The organism is Psychromonas sp. SP041, from assembly GCF_000470315.2.
Taxonomy (GTDB): Bacteria; Pseudomonadota; Gammaproteobacteria; order Enterobacterales; family Psychromonadaceae; genus Psychromonas.
On record NZ_CBRF02000002.1, the window covers coordinates 184,303 to 201,285 of the forward strand.

14 protein-coding genes are annotated in these 16,983 nt (G+C 39.4%); 8 read left to right on the forward strand and 6 right to left on the reverse strand.

The features are described from left to right. Window positions 1–11 precede the first annotated feature (11 nt). Complete coding sequence (locus SP041_RS02195) at window positions 12–635, forward strand: alpha-ketoglutarate-dependent dioxygenase AlkB (protein WP_205961149.1); 624 nt, start codon at window positions 12–14, stop codon at window positions 633–635. 218 nt (window positions 636–853) lie between these two features. On the opposite strand, the gene SP041_RS02200 is transcribed toward SP041_RS02195, so the two are convergent. The 5 genes from SP041_RS02200 to hydA all read right to left on the reverse strand — a co-directional run bounded on the left by SP041_RS02200 (window position 854) and on the right by hydA (window position 6,117). Then, window positions 854–1,855: an ABC transporter substrate-binding protein gene (locus SP041_RS02200; RefSeq protein WP_025565509.1), complete on the reverse strand. Its 1,002-nt coding sequence runs from the start codon at window positions 1,853–1,855 to the stop codon at window positions 854–856. Window positions 1,856–1,887: 32 nt separating this feature from the next. Next, window positions 1,888–2,871 (reverse strand): ABC transporter permease, encoded by a 984-nt coding sequence (locus SP041_RS02205; RefSeq protein ID WP_240791402.1) that lies wholly within the window; start codon window positions 2,869–2,871, stop codon window positions 1,888–1,890. Then, window positions 2,864–3,736 carry an ABC transporter permease gene (locus SP041_RS02210; RefSeq protein ID WP_025565506.1) on the reverse strand — a complete coding sequence of 291 codons (873 nt, stop codon included), beginning with the start codon at window positions 3,734–3,736 and terminating at the stop codon, window positions 2,864–2,866. The genes SP041_RS02205 and SP041_RS02210 overlap by 8 nt, the downstream gene beginning before the upstream one ends. Window positions 3,737–3,762: 26 nt before the next feature. Then, complete coding sequence (locus SP041_RS02215) at window positions 3,763–4,596, reverse strand: ABC transporter ATP-binding protein (protein ID WP_025565505.1); 834 nt, start codon at window positions 4,594–4,596, stop codon at window positions 3,763–3,765. A 78-nt stretch (window positions 4,597–4,674) separates the two neighbouring features. Continuing rightward, a complete protein-coding gene (hydA, locus tag SP041_RS02220; RefSeq protein WP_240791403.1) occupies window positions 4,675–6,117 on the reverse strand; it encodes a dihydropyrimidinase in 1,443 nt (480 codons plus the stop codon). Window positions 6,118–6,634: 517 nt separating this feature from the next. Here hydA and SP041_RS02225 point away from each other — a divergent pair. Further along, complete coding sequence (locus SP041_RS02225) at window positions 6,635–7,864, forward strand: Zn-dependent hydrolase (RefSeq protein ID WP_025565503.1); 1,230 nt, start codon at window positions 6,635–6,637, stop codon at window positions 7,862–7,864. A gap of 113 nt (window positions 7,865–7,977) precedes the next feature. On the opposite strand, the gene SP041_RS02230 is transcribed toward SP041_RS02225, so the two are convergent. Then, window positions 7,978–8,628, reverse strand: a complete 651-nt coding sequence (locus tag SP041_RS02230) for a TetR family transcriptional regulator C-terminal domain-containing protein (protein ID WP_025565502.1) — start codon at window positions 8,626–8,628, stop codon at window positions 7,978–7,980. A 305-nt stretch (window positions 8,629–8,933) separates the two neighbouring features. Between SP041_RS02230 and SP041_RS02235 the strand changes: the two genes are divergently transcribed. The 6 genes from SP041_RS02235 to SP041_RS02260 all read left to right on the forward strand — a co-directional run bounded on the left by SP041_RS02235 (window position 8,934) and on the right by SP041_RS02260 (window position 16,780). Beyond that, the gene (locus SP041_RS02235) at window positions 8,934–10,343 is read left to right on the forward strand and encodes an NAD(P)-dependent oxidoreductase (protein ID WP_137297353.1); all 1,410 of its coding nucleotides are present in this window, start codon (window positions 8,934–8,936) and stop codon (window positions 10,341–10,343) included. A 14-nt stretch (window positions 10,344–10,357) separates the two neighbouring features. Beyond that, window positions 10,358–11,632, forward strand: coding sequence for an NAD-dependent dihydropyrimidine dehydrogenase subunit PreA (gene preA / locus SP041_RS02240; RefSeq protein ID WP_025565500.1), 1,275 nt, complete (start codon window positions 10,358–10,360; stop codon window positions 11,630–11,632). 135 nt (window positions 11,633–11,767) lie between these two features. Continuing rightward, window positions 11,768–13,105, forward strand: coding sequence for an aspartate aminotransferase family protein (locus tag SP041_RS02245; RefSeq protein ID WP_025565499.1), 1,338 nt, complete (start codon window positions 11,768–11,770; stop codon window positions 13,103–13,105). Between the two features lie 42 nt (window positions 13,106–13,147). Further along, entirely contained in the window at window positions 13,148–14,641 is a 1,494-nt protein-coding gene (locus tag SP041_RS02250; protein WP_025565498.1) for a CoA-acylating methylmalonate-semialdehyde dehydrogenase, read from the forward strand. Window positions 14,642–15,000: 359 nt separating this feature from the next. Next, complete coding sequence (locus SP041_RS02255; protein WP_025565497.1) at window positions 15,001–15,567, forward strand: PepSY domain-containing protein; 567 nt, start codon at window positions 15,001–15,003, stop codon at window positions 15,565–15,567. A 358-nt stretch (window positions 15,568–15,925) separates the two neighbouring features. Beyond that, window positions 15,926–16,780, forward strand: a complete 855-nt coding sequence (locus SP041_RS02260; protein WP_025565495.1) for a DMT family transporter — start codon at window positions 15,926–15,928, stop codon at window positions 16,778–16,780. The last annotated feature ends 203 nt before the right edge of the window (window positions 16,781–16,983 follow it).

Genomic DNA, 16,983 nt, shown 5'->3' on the forward strand with positions numbered 1-16,983 from the left:
TAGGAAGTAAAATGTACAACATGGACTTATTTTCAGCTCTTGAAGACTCGCCTATTAATATCATCAATTACGATGGTGTTGTTGAGTATCATGGATTGTTAATTCCTTTTGAAGAAGCCAATGATTATTTTGATGTGCTGCTTAACACCATCCAATGGAAGCATGACCAAGCGAATATACTAGGTGAAGTGATTGTGACGAAGAGAAAGGTCGCTTGGTATGCTAATGAATCTTTTAATTATACTTATTCCAACATGACGAAAGTGGCCTTACCTTGGACACCTGAGTTGTTAGCGTTAAAAAAGAGGGTAGAAGAAGCAACCGGACATCAGTTTAATTCCTGCTTATTAAACCTCTATAGTAATGGCGAAGAGGGGATGGCTTGGCACCATGATGGTGAAACAGACTTGCAAAAGAATGGGGCGATTGCTTCATTAAGTTTTGGTGCAGAGCGTAAGTTTTCTTTTAAGCATAAAGTGAGTCAAGAAACTACCTCACTGTTTTTACAACATGGTAGTTTATTAGTGATGAAGGGTGAAACACAAACCCATTGGTTACATCGATTACCACCCACTAAGAAAGTCATTACAGCGCGTATTAATTTAACGTTTCGTACTATCGATCAAAACTATTAAGCCATTAGCAGGTACGTAACAGGTAAATAAAAGGCAAATAACAGGTAAATAATAGATAAGTATTTATCCAAGCTTTATTATCGAACTAGACCACTACAATCAGTTAAATTAAAAACACCAAACGTATTAGGTTCGGTGTTTTTAATTACTTTTAATGAAAGCTTAATCAGGCTTTATTTAACCTTTACTTCACCTTCACTTAAGCTTTTAAATAAATATTAAAGCTCTTTGTATTTATCAAATACAATATGCGAATAAGCATTCACAGGTTTTTTAGTAATAACGGGTGCTGATTCACTATTAAGTAAAATATCCACAGTGCGATCAAAAGCAACCGGATCTAAGTAACCCATTTCTGGACCTGAACCCAATAGTTTTGCCACTTCAGTCATCATACGCGTTTGATGATGTTCTGTTTGTGCGCCCGTATCGTCGTATTCTAATACGATCATTGCGGCTTCTTTAGGATGTTCTGCTGCCCATTTCCAACCTTTCAATGACGCTTTTAAGAATTTAGCGTAATTTTCTACTTTTTTAGCGTCTTTTAAATCTTCTTCTAAAACGTATAAACCATCTTCTAAGGTTGCTACGCCTTCTTCTTCGTATTTAAACAGTACTAGCTCTTCTGGTGTTAAACCACCGTCCATGATTTGTCCATATTCGTTATAGGTCATGGTTGAAACACAATCTGCTTGTCCTTGGAAGATGGGGTCAACATTAAAGCCTTGTTTAAGTACGGTTACGCCATCGTCACCACCAGTGGTTGGGTAACCTAGTTGAGACATCCAGCTTAAGAATGGGTATTCATTACCAAAGAACCAAACACCTAATGTTTTGCCTTTAAAGTCAGCGGCAGTTTTAATACCACTTGATTTTAAACAGGTTAACATCATGCCCGATTTTGCATAAACCTGTGCAATATTAACCATTGGAAGACCTTTCTCCCTAGTGGCTAAAGCAGAAGGCAACCAGTCGACAATCACATCGGCACCACCACCTGCTAACACTTGAGCGGGTGCAATATCTGGGCCTCCTGGTTTAATCGTTAAATCTAGTCCTTCGTCCTTGTAAAAGCCTTTTTCTAATGCCGTGTAATAACCTGCAAATTGCGCCTGAGTAACCCATTTAAGTTGCAATGTGAGTTTGTCCGCTGCGCTAGCGCTGAAGCTTGATGCCAATAAAGCGGCACCTGTTGCGAGTGTGATTAGCGTTCTTTTCATAGTGTATTCCCTTTTCTATTAATAGGATGACATTAACGACTGTTATTACCTTCTCGGTACGAGGGGTGCCAAAACAGTAATGATTTTTCTAATAAGGCAAGTGCCCCATAACTTAATGAACCCGCGATAGCGGCCACCACAATCGTGGCCCATACTAAGTCCATATTCATTCGACCAACTTCAGTCGAAATTCTGAATCCCATGCCCACAATTGGCGTGCCAAAAAACTCGGCTACAATGGCGCCTATTAATGCCAAAGCAGAATTAAGCTTTAAAGCATTAAAAATAAACGGTAGGGCATGGGGTAATTGATTTTTAAAGAATATTTGTGATTTTTTAGCCGCATAGGTATGCATTAAATCGTTATGTAATGCATCGGTTGACTGTAAGCCTGTGAGTGTATTAATAAACATAGGAAAGAAGGTCATTACGACGATCACGGCGGCTTTAGATTGCCAGTCAAAACCAAACCACATCACCATGATCGGTGCGATCCCAACAATTGGAATAGCTGACATAAAGTTACCTAAAGGCATTAAAGCATCTCGTAAAGCTTGGTTTCTGACCGCCCATTGTGCAACGATAAATCCCGATGAACAGCCTATGATGTAGCCTGCTAATACCGCCTTTAAGTATGTCTGTTTAAAATCAGCCCATAACATTGGAATATTATTAATTAAGGCATTAAATATGTTACTCGGCGCGGGCATTAAAATAGGTGAAACGGCATACCCTTTAATAATACTTTCCCAAGTTAGTAGCAGCATAAAAGCAAATAAGCTTGGAATAAGTACTTTAATCGACTTGTGCTTTCCTTCTAAGTTCGTCAATTGTCCTAGTAACATCGCCATACTGAAAGCAGCTGCAATTAATACTAAAATCAGCAGCGGTAAGCTTTTGTAGAAACCAATTTCATTGCTGGCGACGATGATCACCTGTAATGATATTAAGGCAATATAAACGGCGTTCTTTATGCTTTGAGACATAAACGAATTCGGTTTAGTTGAATTAAGCATGAGTAAGTTCTCCTCGACGACGTAATAATACTTTTTCAGCAAGTCCCACTAACCAAACTAATATCGACCCTAACGTCGCAGCGACAATTAATGCAGCCCATATTTGTTCCGTTTGTCCGTAATAAGAGCCACTTAATAAGCGCGCCCCTAAACCACCTTGAGCGCCTGTTGGAAGTTCTGCCACAATCGCCCCCACTAATGCCGCTGCAATCGCTACTTTTAAACTCGCAAATAAGTAAGGTTGTGCGGAATACCAACGTAGTTTCCAAAAGATGTCTTTGGCACTTGCGCTGTAGGTATGCATTAATTCTTCGTGTAATTTGTCTGATGAACGTAGTCCTTTCACCATGGCAATCGTGACGGGAAAGAAGGACAGGTACATGGATATGATGGCTTTAGGGATCACACCGGTAATATTAATTGCACCGAGCACCACCACAACCATTGGCGCAATCGCTAAGATTGGGATAGTTTGTGAAGCTATTACCCAAGGCATTAAACTCGACTCTAAGGTTTTATTGTTGACGATACCGACCGCAATTAAAATGCCGAGTAGCGAACCAAATACAAAGCCTAATAAGGTGGAGTTAAGGGTTATTTGTGCATGAAAAATAAGTGAGCGTTTAGAAGTAACCGGTTTATCAATTATCGATTTGATCAACTCTTGACCCACTTGATGTGGCGCAGGTAGCATTGGCCTTTTAACTTCATAGGCTTGAGATATGACTTGTTGATAAGTCCACTCTTGGTTTTTTCGTTCCAAGTTATTGATCAGTTGATTGCCATTCATAATTAACGCAGCGAGGTACCATATCGCGATCACTATGATGAACAAACTGACAAAAGAGAATATTTTTTGCTTCATTCTTGTCTACTCCTTTAGACTGGAAACTAGTCGATAGCATGCTCATGTGCTAGTGCAGAACGAATCTCACTGGCTAATGCATGAAACTCAGGTCTATCTCTTAATGCCAGTGTTTTAAGTCTTGGTAACGGGCTCTCAATGACTTTTAATATTCGTCCTGGACGTGGCGACATCACTACGATATGCGTTGAGAGCAAAACGGCTTCATCAATGGAATGCGTCACAAACACCACGGTTTTTTGTGTTTCACTCCAAATACGGAGTAACTCAATATTCATGTGATCACGGGTTATTTCGTCTAGTGCACCAAAAGGTTCGTCCATTAGTAATAGGTCTGGGTTAAGGCATAACGCACGTGCTATCGAAGCTCGTTGTTGCATACCACCTGAAAGCTGCCAAGGGAATTTGTTGTGAAAGTCTTGTAACCCAACCATCTGTAGGTATTTATCAATCTGCTTATTCTTATGAGCATCTGATTGTTTTGATATTTCCATCGGGAGTGCACAATTTTGCTTTATATTTCGCCAAGGCAATAATGCTGGGGCTTGAAAAACATAACCGTATAAACGATTTAAACGCGCATCTTCTGCATCGGTGCCATTTACTTTAAGACTACCTGATGTTGGGCGTTCTAAATCTGCAATGACACGTAATAAAGTGGTTTTTCCACAACCGGAAGGACCAATAAAAGAGACAAAATCACCACTCTTAATGCTTAAATTAATATTAGATAACGCGTGTACATCACCGTCTTTACTTGGGAAAACTAATGATAAATCCTGCACAGATATCATTTCGCGTTTTGGCTTAACAGTTAGGCTCGGCTCTGTCAGTGTGGTTTGTTCTGCAACTGCTAACATATTACCTCTCTTATCTTGTTAATTTTTTATCTTACTCATTTTTGATGTTGTGAATTATTGAGCTTGTTAACCAGCAGATTAACGTTCAACTTTATAAGGTGCATTTGTTTGGTTATATTTATTGACCGCTTCAAAAATAGTAGGGAAAGCAGGGCGTTTAATATAGCGTCCAGCACCTTCTTTCACGTTTAATTTTCCGTCTTTAAACACCACTTTCCCTTGGCTAATTGTGATGTATGGAGAACCTACGACGGTGCGACCTTCAAAGATATTGAAGTCGATTTTTTGATGATGTGTTTTAGCGGAAAGGGTATGCTCTTTCTGTGCATCCCAAATGACGATATCTGCATCTGAGCCAACGGCTATGCAACCTTTTTGAGGATAAAGGTTAAATATTTTAGCGGTGTTCGTAGAGGTAACCCCTACAAATTCATTCTCTGTTAAGCGTCCTTTGTTTACGCCTGAATCCCATAACACCATTAACCTGTCTTCAACACCTGCTGTGCCGTTGGGTATTTGTGTGAAATTATCCTTGCCCATGGCTTTTTGGTCTTCGCAGAAACAACAGTGATCAGTGGCAGTCGTTTGAATCGTACCACCTTGCAACGCTTTCCATAATGCTTCTTGGTGACCTTTAGGGCGGAAAGGAGGGCTCATGACATGTGCTGCAGCGGTTGCCCAATCAGGGTTACTATAAACGCTGTCATCTAATTCTAAATGGCCGGCTAAACATTCACCATAAACTCGTTGTCCTTCAGATTTTGCGCGTGCAATTTCATCAATCGCTTCTTTACAAGAAACATGTACTAAATACAGCGGAATGCCGATCGATTGTGCAATACGAATAGCACGATTAGAGGCTTCGCCTTCGACCTCTGGCGGTCTTGATTGAGGGTGAGCTTCTGGGCCTGTAATACCAGCAGCTAACATTTTTTGTTGAAGGTGATGCACTAATTCGCCGTTTTCTGCGTGCACTGTTGGCATTGCGCCTAATTCTAAACAACGGTTAAAGCTGTTTACCAAAGTTTCATCTTCAGCCATGATTGCATTTTTGTAAGCCATGAAGTGTTTAAAGCTATTAACACCTTCTTCTTCTACTAAGGTTTTCATATCATCTGAAACTGAATCATCCCACCATGTCACCGCTACGTGAAACGAATAATCAGCTACCGAGCGAGATGCCCAACCTTTCCATGTTTCAAAAGCTTCCATTAATGGTTGTTGTGGACTTGGAATAACAAAGTCGATGATCATAGTGGTACCGCCAGCTAAACCTGCTGCTGTACCTGAATAAAAGTCTTCACTGGCCACTGTGCCCATAAAAGGGAGTTGCATGTGTGTATGTGGGTCGATGCCGCCTGGCATAACGAGTTTACCTGTCGCATCGACTATTTCTGTATCGTCAGGGATCTCGAGGTCATGACCTATCGCTTTAATGATTCCATTCTCACAATAAACATCAGCAAAAATACTGTTATCTGCATTAACTAATTTGCCGCCTTTTATTAATAAATTCATCATCACTCAATCCTCCATGGTAGTGCCGATATTGCACTTTTTAAAATAGTTAAGATGCTAAAAGTGGGTTGCTGCATCTCGATGAAATATTTTTTATCGTCATCGGTTACAAAAAATCTTTTATAACCATTATTTTTATAACGATAAATATGTCTCTTTATGCGGTTGCAATTAACAAGCCAATAACAAACTAGTTGACCAATTGGACTACTTTTTGTTGTGAGTCAGCGTGTTTGCTAGTGTGTTAATTCATTGGGTGGTTGTTATTGTTGATGGTGTTGTCGATATTTAAAGAGCACCTTGCTCATTATTAGCGCATTTACTCCCTCATTTGGTGCGTTAAATTTGTACTACTTTCGGTTAATATAAAACCTAATTGATTTTATGGTACTCAAAGCCTTTGAAATACGGCATTTAAGTAAAATTAAATATTCCTGTCCTGTTGGTCAGTATTTTGCATTATGTTTAATTGATTATGTTTTTTGGAATGTAGATTAATTCAACTTTATTGGAGTCAATCATGGAAGCTTTAAAAATTAATAGTGATCGTCTATGGGATAGTTTGATGGAAATGGCGAAAATAGGCGGTACAGTAAAAGGTGGTTGTTGTCGTTTAGCCTTAACTGATTTAGATAAACAAGGAAGGGAACTCTATATAAAGTGGGCTGAGGAAGCTGGCTGTACTGTTAAGGTTGATGCCATTGGCAATATAATGTGTACGCGTCCTGGTGAAGATATGAGTTTACCGCCAGTAGGCACAGGCAGTCACCTCGATACACAACCGACCGGTGGCAAGTTCGATGGGGTTTATGGTGTGTTATCGGGTTTAGAAGTAGTGCGTTCAATGAACGATCAAGGCATTAAAACTAAGCATCCCATCGAAATATCTGTCTGGACAAATGAAGAAGGCTCTCGATTCGCGCCAGCGATGATGGGCTCTGGTGTCGTATCAGGACGTTTTACCCTTGAAGAAATTTTAGATAAAACTGATGTAGATGGGTTACGTTTAGGTGATGAATTGGAACGTATAGGCTTTGCTGGTGAAACACCTGTGACAGGGCGCGACTTCCATGCCTTTTTTGAAGCACATATCGAGCAAGGGCCGTACCTAGAAGCAGAAGAAAAACAAGTCGGTATCGTGACAGGTGGACAAGGGCAACGTTGGTATAATGCAACCTTCATGGGCCGTGAATCACATGCAGGTACTACACCGATGCATTTACGTAACGATGCATTAATTGCCAGCTCACAATTGGTATTGAAGGTAGAGGAAATTGCTAAAGCACATCCTCCAGGTTGTGGCACTGTTGGATTCATGCAAGTTACCCCTAATTCCCGTAATACCATTCCGGGTTCAATTTCTATGAGTATTGACTTACGCCATCCTATTGATGGTGAGTTAACCTTGATGGATAAAGCATTAACAGAAGCAATCGCTGAAATTGAAGCCACTGGTGTTTCTGTGGAATTGGACCCATTTTGGTATTACGAGCCTATTCACTTTAACACTGAATGTGTAAGTGCAGTGCGTAAAGCCGCTGCTGACTTGGGCTACAGCCACATGGATATTATTGCTGGCGCTGGGCATGATGCTTGTTATGTCTCTGATTTCGCACCAACAAGTATGATTTTCACGCCATGTTTAAATGGGATTAGCCATAATGAAATTGAAAGTACAACACAAGAAGAGTGTGAGGGGGGCTGTTCAGTTTTACTTAATGCGATGCTGACAATGGCAGAAGTGGTGTAGGCTATATAATTTATTTTATATCGTTAATATTATCTATAATATTAACGATAATATATTAAATAACAGTAAGTTAGCTAAATTAATTAACTTACTGTTATTTTATTTAAATCGCTTTAAAGTAACTTCACACCACAGCCTTTTAATACGACCTGCGTGATCAATTCTGCTCCTGTTTCAAAATCACTTTCTTCTAATTCAGTTTTGCCCATCAAAATACTGCTTTGTAGACCATAGTCAGCATATGCTTGGGTTGATGACCAGATCATAAATAATAGATGCTCCGGACTGATTGGGTTCATCCATTGTTTTGCTATCCATTCTCGAAATACCTGACAGGTTTTCATGAATTGATCTTTTAAGTCTGTTTGTAGCTTTTCACGTAAGAAAGGTGCGCCGTGTAGAAGCTCTGAAGCAAAGATACGTGATGCATTTGAGTGATCTTTAGACTGTTTTACTTTGAGTATAATGTAGTGTCTAAGCGCTTCCCTTGGGTGTTGATCTGCACTCATCCCCTCCATATCCACTAACCAAATTTTTAAAATTTGAATTAAGACTTCTTTATATAGCACTTCTTTTGTTTTGAAATAATAGAGAATATTAGACTTTGGCAACTGTGCTTGTTCTGCAATAGATGAAATAGTGGTGCCATTATATCCATATTCAGCAAAGCGTTGTTCTGCGACAGACAGAATAAGCTGCAGATTATCTTTACGAATATCTGCTGATTTACGACGTGTGGTACTGACTTTTTTATTTTCTTTCATTTAGTTTTCTCTGCACTGTTATGTCGCAATCGGATACTTCATGGTGCGACATCATCTCATATTTTTATTTGTAAATAATAGTGATAATTATTCTCTTTTTGATCGGTTAAATCTAAGAAAAATTATATTCATATTTATTTCATATAAAACAAAAGCTTAACTGTTAGTTTGTTTTTTGATCTAACTTGTTGACCCCGTGGTCAGTTAGTTGGCTTGCTGATTGCATTGTCTTAATTGTAACTCAAACGTAAATGAACACTTAGACACTGGCTGATCATTAATTACCAACAGGAGAGATCATCGTGATGAATATGGACAATTCAGTAAATTATTCGCAGCAACAACTGGCATTAAATCAAATGTTTAAAGATATTAACCCCGCCCTCAGTGCCCGCCAAGCCGGCATTGAAAGTTCTCGTTGTTATTATTGCTACGATGCTCCCTGCATTAAAGCTTGCCCATCTAAAATTAATATCCCTAGTTTTATCGCTAGTATACACGCAGATGACCTGACGGGTGCTGCAAAAACCATTTACAAAGAAAATATAATGGGCGGCAGTTGTGCGCGAGTTTGTCCTACTGAAATTCTTTGCGAACAGGCTTGTGTTAGAAATAAAGAAGAAGAGAAAGCCCCAGTAAGAATTGGTTTGTTGCAACGTCACGCAACCGATAATGCTGAATTCGATGGGCATCCTTTTGAACGTGCAGCATCGACAGGTAAAAGAATCGCGGTAGTGGGTGCAGGACCCGCAGGCTTAAGTTGTGCTCATCGTTTGTCATTATTAGGTAATGATGTAGACGTCTTTGAAGCCGAAGATAAAGCCGGCGGTTTAAATGAGTACGGTATCGCTAAATATAAATTGACTGAAAACTTTGCACAAAAAGAAGTTGATTTCATTTTAAGTATTGGCGGTATCACTGTGCACTATGAAACGGCATTAGGTAGAGATATTACCCTCGATAAATTAAAAGAAGATTTCGATGCTGTGTTTTTAAGTATTGGTTTACAAGACACATCATCATTGTATTTAGATAACGAAGATAATGAGATGGTGATTAACTCAGTTGATTACATTAAAGAGCTACGTCAAGCAACGGATCTCAAACAGTTAGACATTCCCAAAGATAGTGCGGTTGTTATTGGTGCTGGTAATACAGCAATTGATATCGCATGTCAGTTAAAACGTTTAGGCACAGAAGAAGTGACGTTGGTTTACCGTCGTGGTGAAGAGCAAATGAGTGCAACAAAGCATGAGCAACAAATTGCTAAGAATCATCAAGTCAGAATCAAAACATGGAGCCAGCCAGAAAGTATCGATGTCGATGATAACGGTAAAGTCACAGGCATGAGCTTTCGTAAAACCTATTTAGAAGATGGCAAGCTTAAGGGCGGTGATGTGCAGTTTGATGTTGCGTGTAGTGCGATTTTTAAAGCGGTAGGTCAAAAAATGGCTTACCCAGAAACTGAGCAATTAATTCCTACTATTAGTAACGGAAAAATTGCCACTTTCCATAATCAATTAACCAGTGTCGATGGCGTGTTTGCTGGTGGAGATTGTACTGGTGTGGGACAAGACCTCACCGTTGAAGCTGTACAGCAAGGAAAGCTAGCAGCAATCGCGATTAATGAGCAACTTAATGCCTCAATCACTACACCGACTACATCAACTATTGCACCAATTAATGCTGCACTTAATAAAGCACTTAGTGCATAACAGGGAGAAATAACATGGCTGACTTATCAATTGACTTCGTAGGTATTAAATCTCCTAATCCATTTTGGCTGGCATCAGCGCCGCCAACAGATAAAGCGTATAACGTTGAACGTGCCTATGAAGCAGGGTGGGGGGGAGTGGTATGGAAAACATTAGGTGAAGACCCAGCAGCGGTAAACGTGTCTTCTCGTTACTCTGCTCTTTACGACCATAACGGTGATGTCTCAGGTTTTAATAATATTGAATTAATCACCGACCGTAGTTTAGAAATCAATTTACGTGAAATTACAGAAGTTAAAAAGCGCTGGCCAGATCGCGCATTAGTGGTGTCTTTGATGATGCCCTGTGAAGAGCAAGTCTGGAAACGTATTCTTAAACTGGTTGAAGCAACGGGGGCGGATGGTGTTGAGCTCAACTTTGGTTGTCCGCATGGTATGCCTGAACGTGGTATGGGTGCGGCTGTTGGACAAGTCCCTGAATACGTTGAAATGGTCACTCGATGGTGTAAACAGCACAGTAACATGCCAGTGATTGTTAAATTAACACCGAATATTACCGATGTACGTCTTCCTGCTCGTGCTGCTAAAAGCGGTGGTGCGGATGCTGTTTCTTTAATTAATACTATCAATTCAATCACTGGTATCGACCTTGATGCGATGTCTGCGCGTCCGATGGTGGATGGTAAAAGTACCCATGGTGGTTATTGTGGTCCAGCGGTCAAACCGATTGCGCTGAGTATGACCAGTGAGATTGCACGTGACCCTGAAACAGCTGGTCTGCCAATTTCTGGTATCGGTGGTATTGGCAACTGGAAAGATGCGGCTGAGTTTATTGCATTGGGTGCGGGCTCTGTTCAAGTATGTACGGCAGCGATGATTTACGGATTTAACATTGTTCAAGAAATGAAAGAAGGTCTATCAAATTGGATGGACAGTAAAGGTTATGAAAATATCAATGATTTTAAAGGTTTAGCGGTACCCAATACAACGGATTGGAAAAAGCTCAACATGAACTACAAAGTGGTTGCAACTATTGATGAAGATAAATGTATTGGTTGTGGTCGTTGTTATCAAGCCTGTGAAGATACGTCGCATCAAGCTATTACGGTGACGTCTAATGATGATGGCACCAACACCTTTGGCATTATTGATGATAACTGTGTGGGATGTAATTTATGTGAAATTACTTGCCCAGTTGATGATTGTATCACTATGGATGAACGTTCAACGGGTCAGCCATATATGAACTGGATGGAAGATGTGCGTAACCCTCATAGAGAAGAAGCATAAACAGCGAGCTTTATTGAGGCAATTACTTAGATTGGTATTGTTGTGATGTTATGCGATGTTAAAGAAATCAACAGCACAATGAATGACCACAGGGTAAATAAAAATGACGTTAATCAATTGATTTTGAGGTGAACAATGAACAATGAACAACTAAACAGTGGCATTACTCAATCCCAACTCGATGCACATTGGATGCCTTACACAGGCAACCGTGAATTTAAAAAAGACCCGCGCATTATTACCTCTGCACAAGGTAAATATTATACTGATTCAAAAGGCCGACAAATATTCGATGGTTTATCTGGGCTATGGTGCTGTGGTTTAGGGCATGGTCGACCAGAGATAGCTGAAGCAGTGAGTGAGCAACTAAAAACATTAGATTACTCACCAGGCTTTCAATTTGGCCACGTAAAATCATTCCAACTTGCAGAGCAAATTACTGATTTTATGCCTAAGGGACTTAATCGAGTTTTCTATACCGGGTCGGGCTCTGAAGCGGCTGAAACGGCATTAAAAATGGCCCGTGGTTATTGGCGTAAAAAAGGCATGGCCAGTAAAACTAAATTAATTGGACGTGGTTTAGGTTATCACGGCAGTAATTTCGGTGGTATTTCAGTAGGTGGCATTGGTGGTAATCGTGCTTTGTTTGGTCCTGCCGTGGAAGCAGATCATCTACGCCATACACTCTTACCTGAAAATTTATTTTGCAAAGGTCAACCTAAAGCAGGAGCTGAACTAGCCAATGAATTAATAGAGCTGATTGCACTACATGATGCTTCTAATATTGCCGCTGTGATCGTTGAGCCGTTATCTGGATCGGGCGGTGTTATGCCGCCTCCTATCGGTTATTTAAATCGTTTACGTGAAATATGTGACCAAAATAATATCCTACTTATTTTTGATGAAGTTATTTGTAGCTTTGGTCGCATGGGCGAAAACACAGGTGCTGAAGCTTTTGGTGTTGTGCCAGATATTATTAACATTGCTAAGCAAGTGACGAACGGCACTATTCCAATGGGCGCGGTAATTGCGAAACAAGAAATATACGATACTTATATGGACCAAGGTGGTCCTGAATATATGGTTGAGTTCCCTCATGGCTATACCTATTCAGCTCATCCCGTGGCTTGTGCCGCTGGCATTGCAGCCTTAGATATATTGAAACAAGACAAACTAGTTGAACGCGTTAAAGCGCTTAGTCCTTATTTTGAAAATGCAGTGCACAGCTTAAAGGGCTGTAAGTATGTTACTGATATTAGAAACTATGGTTTCTCCGCTGGTTTTAGCATTGAACCTTTTCCTGGTGAACCGGCATTACGTCCTTATCAAATTGCTATGAAAATGTGGGAAAAAGGATTTTATGTCCGTTATGGCGGTGCAACGATTCAATTAGGTTTGCCTTTTACCAGTGAGAAAGAAGAGATCGATTCTCTGATCAATGCACTTGGCGAAACTTTTAATGAAATAGCTTAGAAAATTAAACGAGTTGGCATCAATAGCCACATGGAGATTTTTATGACACAAGTAGTAGGCCACCTTATTGATGGCGAAATAGTAAATGACAATGATCAAACTCAAGATGTTTTTGACCCTGCGCTAGGTGCAGTGGCAACGCAAGTTGCATTAGCTTCTAAAGAGACGGTTGAACTCGCTATTGCATCGGCACAGAAAGCCTTTCCCGAATGGCGTAATACACCGCCTTTAAAACGTGCTCGTGTTATGTTTAAATTTAAAGAGTTGTTGGAAACCAATAGAGATAAAATTTGCCATTTGTTAGGTAAAGAGCACGGTAAAATTTTACATGACGCTGCTGGTGAGTTACAGCGAGGCATTGAGAATGTTGAATATGCTTGTGGGGCACCGGAGTTATTAAAAGGTGAACACAGTAAGAACGCAGGGCCAAATATTGATTCATGGAGCGAATTACAACCCTTAGGCGTGGTTGCTGGCATTACGCCTTTTAACTTTCCTGCGATGGTGCCGATGTGGATGTTTCCGTTAGCGATTGTATGTGGTAATTGCTTTATCTTAAAACCTTCAGAAAGAAATCCGAGCGCCACTTTATATATTGCACAGTTATTACATGAAGCAGGTTTACCAAAAGGCGTCTTGAATGTGGTTAATGGTGATAAAGAAACCGTTGATGCATTATTAGCAGATACTCGTATTAAAGCGGTTAGTTTTGTGGGTTCAACACCGATTGCTGAACACATTTATACTAAAGCAACGGCTAACGGAAAACGTTGCCAAGCATTAGGTGGCGCTAAAAACCATGCGATTATTATGCCTGATGCCGATATGGATAATGCTGCTAATCAGCTATTAGGTGCTGCATTTGGCTCTTCTGGTGAACGTTGTATGGCATTGTCTGTGGTTGTTGCAGTCGGTGATAAAGCGGCCGATGACTTGATTGAAAAAATGACGGCTTCGATGAAAGCGTTAAAAGTGGGTGTATTTGATAATACTGATAATGACTTTGGCCCTTTAATTACAAAACAGCATCAAGAAAAAGTAATCGGTTACATTGATAGTGCCGAGCAACAGGGGGCTGATATTGTTGTTGATGGACGTGCCTTGAAAGTAGAAGGTTATGAAAATGGCTATTTTGTTGGTGCAACTTTAATAGATAAAGTTGAAGCTGAAATGGAGAGTTATAAAGCTGAGATATTTGGTCCGGTGTTACAAGTTATGCGTGTAAAGACGATGGAACAAGCAATGCAGTTAATCAATGACCATGAATATGGTAACGGCACTTGTATTTTCACCCGTGATGGTGAAGCGGCTCGTTATTTCTCTGACAATATTGAGGTGGGTATGGTGGGTATTAATGTGCCATTACCTGTGCCTGTTGCTTACCACAGCTTTGGTGGATGGAAACGTTCATTATTTGGCGATTTACATGCTTATGGCCCAGATGGTGTTAAGTTTTACACTAAACGTAAAACCATCACACAACGTTGGCCATCAAGTGGCGTAAGAGAAGGTGCAAGCTTTGCTTTTCCTAGCTAACCTTATTTGTTGATAAAATTATTTTAGCCTTTGTTTAATTCAAACCAAGGGCTTTTTTTCAGAGCCCTTTTTTTAACTTAACTTTTTAACTAGCTTTTTAAACAGTTAAGTTAAAGAATAGTTTACCTCACCCAAGGTCAAGCTCTCACATCGATAACCTTCAACACCGATACCTTTATTACATTATTGCCAGAAACCATTTATAACTCTGTTTATTCCATTAATGACTAAAATAGAAAAACGCATTGAATATCAAGCAAATGTAAATTACTGTGCTCGCTGATTTAAATCAGTAGGCTGCAAATGAGTTATTCTACAGCCGCGTAAAATAATAATAATAAAATCAGAGGAAATGACTAATGGAAATAATAAATCGTTCTTTATTAATTAAAATTCATGCATTGCTAGCCGCCTTTATCTTGCCAGTGGCGATCATGTTTTTTGTGACTGGTGCGCTTTATACTTGGGGTATAAAAGGTGGTTATGAGAAAACGACTCAGGAGTTACATCTTAAGGAGCCAATCCAAGGTGAGCTCACAGAGCTCATGGTATTAGCAAAAAATGAGTTGAAAAAACAAGATGTGGCGATGCCATCGGGTAAAGCGAAAATCAAAAAAATGGGTTCAGCTTTTCAGCTCGAATGGAGCGGCTCAGATATTAATGTTACTTTAGCGCCTACATTTCAGCCACTAATTGCGACACTAACAATAGAAAAGACTAGTTGGTACCGACAATTTGTACAATTACATAAAGCAAAAGGTGGGACTCCTTTTAAAGTCTATGCGACTGCCTTTGCTATTGGGTTACTGTTAATAATTATTTCAGGTTTTATGATGGCCTTACAGTTACCAAAACTACGCCAGTTAACTATTGTCTCTGTTTCTTTGAGTGTTGTGTTATTTATTGCGATGGTTATAAGCAGTTAAAGTTGGTCTCTACAGACTTAACTTGTTAGGATAATCTGATCATTTATATATCGTTTCACTTTCCGGTGCTCTGTAAATGGTCAGTCATTATGATTATCTCCCTTTGTTAATATAAATCACATCATCACATAAGAGTATATTTTCAGATAGTGACATTAAACTGACTGTTATTTTCCCTTTGGATTAAATAGCGCCATTTTTAAATTAAAGCTGAAGCTTATTTCACTTTCTTAGCATCAGCGCATCCTTGTCTATAGATTGATTTTATAACTTACCTAAACTCACTATTTCAATACACTAGCTGTTTTCAATATATGCGGTAAACTGTGCGACCTAATTATTTAAAATGGATTTTTGTATGGGTTATTTATTATCAGTGACGTTGCTTTGGGCTTTCTCATTTAGCTTGATTGGTGTTTATTTAGCGGGCCAAGTAGATGCTTGGTTTAGTGTGTTTATACGTATTGCATTGGCGACACTATTGTTTTTACCCTTCCTCAAAATCAAACAAATACCGGGTGCAGTAGCTTTTAAAATCATGTTAATTGGCGCAGTACAGTTAGGCATGATGTATATATTTTACTATCATTCTTTCTTGTATTTATCGGTCCCTGAAGTATTACTTTTCACTGTAATGACGCCAATTTATGTGACTTTATTGAATGATGTGATGAGTAAACGTTTTAATCCTCGATTTCTACTGGTCGCTGTGATCGCTGTATTTGGAGCGATTACGATACGTTATGAAAATATTAATTCAGATTTTTGGTTTGGTTTGTTATTAGTGCAAGGTGCTAACATTTGCTTTGCGATAGGGCAGGTGGCTTATAGTCGTTTAATGGTTAATAGCACTATTGACCATAAAACTGTATTTGGTTGGTTCTTTGTCGGCGCGCTTTGTGTGGCAACGCTTTGTTATCTTTTATTTGGTAACGTAGATAAGTTGCCAACTACCATCACACAATGGGGAGTCCTTATCTACTTAGGCACCATTGCTTCAGGTTTAGGTTATTTTGGATGGAATAAAGGGGCTACGTTAGTCAATATAGGAACACTCGCGATAATGAATAATTTATTGATTCCTGCCGGTATTGCGGTCAATGTTATTATTTGGAATAAAGACGCTAATCTATTGAGGCTTAGTATTGGTGCGTCGATCATGCTAGTTGCTTTGTTGCTTAACTATTACCTTAATAAAAAGGCGATAAAATAGACGTTAGTATTAGATAAATAGACTTTATTGAGAAGCAAATAATATATTTATTATGATGTTTTTTTTATTTTTACACTGATTTTTGATTATAAATCGAACTAACTCTTTATATTTTCTGATTCTGACTCTATAATCAAGGTTAATTAATTTATAAACAATCTAATGCACTAATGCATTTATGCACCTGATTCAGTAATTGCAAT